3 protein-coding genes are annotated in these 2,563 nt (G+C 48.9%); all 3 read left to right on the top strand.

Annotated elements, in window-relative coordinates; genetic code table 11:
• The first annotated feature begins 79 nt into the window (after positions 1-79).
• The 3 genes from FH976_RS15575 (at position 80) to tnpC (ending at position 2,491) form a co-directional block, all read left to right on the top strand.
• Positions 80-454 (top strand): hypothetical protein, encoded by a 375-nt coding sequence (locus tag FH976_RS15575; RefSeq protein WP_020433901.1) that lies wholly within the window; start codon positions 80-82, stop codon positions 452-454.
• The gene (gene tnpB, locus FH976_RS15570; RefSeq protein ID WP_004393962.1) at positions 451-777 is read left to right on the top strand and encodes an IS66 family insertion sequence element accessory protein TnpB; all 327 of its coding nucleotides are present in this window, start codon (positions 451-453) and stop codon (positions 775-777) included. The genes FH976_RS15575 and tnpB overlap by 4 nt, the downstream gene beginning before the upstream one ends.
• A 115-nt stretch (positions 778-892) precedes the next feature.
• Positions 893-2,491 (top strand): IS66 family transposase, encoded by a 1,599-nt coding sequence (tnpC, locus tag FH976_RS15565; RefSeq protein WP_194091689.1) that lies wholly within the window; start codon positions 893-895, stop codon positions 2,489-2,491.
• The last annotated feature ends 72 nt before the right edge of the window (positions 2,492-2,563 follow it).

Here is a 2,563-nt window from a genome sequence, read left to right as displayed (position 1 = left end):
GTGAGCTTACGGCAGCATAGCTCAACTTAACTCGCCAGCTCTGGTTTACTAAGTGCTTATCCAATATAAGGAAGGCACCATGCAAAACCAGAAAAACCTGATTCAGGCCACTGCTGACTTTGAGCACTGGCGACAAACCCGCATTAATAAACATGCCAGTATCCCCGATGAACTACGCTGCTTAGCACTCAAGCTGCTTGAAGAATATCCGATCAGTCACGTGACCAAAGCACTACGGATCTGCACCACCCAGCTCAATGACTGGCGCAAGCAACTTCCCGTTAAGTCGTCCGCTCCTGATTTTGTTCCGTTACAGATAGAGCCTGATTTACTACCTAAATCAGACCTGAGCCTTCAGCTCACTCTTCCTAATTCAAGTCAGATCCGTATCAGCGGCCTTGTCTCTCCTGACTTATTGCGAGCTCTGATACAAGAAGCAGGAGAAGTAAAATGATCCACCTGACTGCTGAGAGTAAAATCCTGCTTGCGACTCAACCAGCCGATTTTCGCTGTGGTATTGATGGACTCGCCGCCCTGTGTCGTCATCAGCTAAAACAGTCGCCTCGTAGCGGAACCCTGTTTGTGTTTACCAACCGCCGTCAAACCATGCTTAGAGCATTATGTTATGACGGCTCTGGCTTCTGGTTAATCAATAAACGCCTGAGCAAAGGCCGCTTTCAAGATTGGCCCCGTCATCACCAAGATGGGGTGACCCCTGTCGCCGCGAAGCAGCTTAAAGCCCTGTTGGTGGGGCTGCCTGGCTGGCAAAAAGTATGACCGTACGCACACTATTCCCCTTTAAGTTATCGATCCTCACGATCATGTTGACCGATCCCACAATGCTGGAATAATTGAGCGCATCAGCACTGCAAGCCAGCCGACAGGAACTTAAATGGCGCAAGACTTTACCGATATTGACAGCGAAGAGCTGGACAGGCTTATCCAGCGAGTGCACGAGGCAAAGGAGCACGACTTAGCACTGAGTGCGGAAGATTGCCACATCTTGTTGAAGGCATTAAAGACGCTGGCTGCCTTGCAAGAGCGTCTGTCTGACAACGATATCACCCTGCATAAATTGCGTAAGTTGGTTGGCATGGTCAAGTCATCAGAAACGATGGACACTCTACTCGGCCAGAAAAATAAGAAAAACAAAAACCGCGGTCAAAAACGTCCTAAGCCTAAAAATACCCAACCCAGCACACCACCAGTGAAACCGAAAGTCACTCAGCATAAACTGGACGATCTAAAGAAAGGCGATAGTTGCCCCGAGTGTCAAAAAGGCAAGTTATATAAATACGAGCCCGCTACGCTGTTGCGGATCACTGGGCAAAGTCCGTTCGTCCCAGAGCAACACGTTATGGAGCGGCTACGTTGCAATGCCTGTGGTCAGTACTTCACTGCCAAGTTACCTAATGACGTGATAAATGATGGAGAGCCAAGCCAGAAGTATGGCTACAGTGCCCGCAGCCTGATGGCTCTTCACAAGTTTTTTGCAGGTGCACCCTACTATCGTCAGGAGAGTACGCAAGCGCTGATGGGGATTAAACTGACCGCCTCAACCATCTTTGACCAAGTCGAGTTAGTCGCCAATAGCTTGCAACCCATTTATAACTTGTTAAGAGTGTTTGCCGCAAACGCAGAGCACTATTATTTAGATGACACGACCAACCGAATTTTAGACAAAGTCCCGATAGAAAAGCCGCAGAGAAATGGAACAAAAACCCGAGAGCGCAGTGGTGTTTACAGCTCCGGTTTAGTCGCGGGCTTAAAAGAGGGTCGTACTGTCGTGTTGTATCAGACCAATATCGGTCATGCCGGCGAGTTCATCGACGAGATTTTACATGACCGTGGCCGGACACTCGCGCCCCCGATATTGATGAGTGATGCCTTATCCAGCAACCGCCCATCGCTTGATTACGTGGTCGAACACAGTCTGTGCAACAGTCACGGACGACGGCAGTTTGCCGAAGTCCTTAATCAGTTTCCAGATGAAGTGGAGCAAGTACTACAGTGGTATGGTGAAATCTGGCGACACGATGATGAAGCCAGGGAGCTAGGACTTAACGCGGGGCAACGGTTAGCTTGGCATAAAAAGCTATCACTTCCGGTAATGGAGCAGATCCGAAACTGGGGTCAGGCCGAGCTGAACAGGGGAAATACAGAAGAAAACAGCGGGCTTGGTAAAGCAATTAATTATTTTACTAAGCATTATGAGGGGCTGACCGCCTTCTGCCGTCTCGAGGGAGCACAGCTGGATAATAACCGAGCGGAGCAAGCACTCAAGCTAGTTGCTCGCAACCGAAAAAATGCCCTGTTCCATAAAACACAGGCTGGTGCGAGTATTGCGGATGTGATCATGGCGATGATAGCGACATCAGCCGAAGCGGGTATAAATGTGCTGGATTACTTTAATACGATACAGCGAATGGAAAGTGAAGTTAAGGCTAATCCACAACAGTTCTTGCCCTGGAATTATCAGTCCAATATCTAATCAAAACAGGCTCTGGCTTTCGGCCAGAGCCGCTTCTTAATACCTATGTACACTATCTTCTCGTAAGCTCAC

The organism is Vibrio hibernica (genome assembly GCF_015223435.1).
Taxonomy (GTDB): domain Bacteria; phylum Pseudomonadota; class Gammaproteobacteria; order Enterobacterales; family Vibrionaceae; genus Vibrio; species Vibrio hibernica.
The sequence above is the reverse complement of the archived record's forward strand: the minus strand, read 5'-3'. Positions and strand labels throughout refer to the sequence as shown.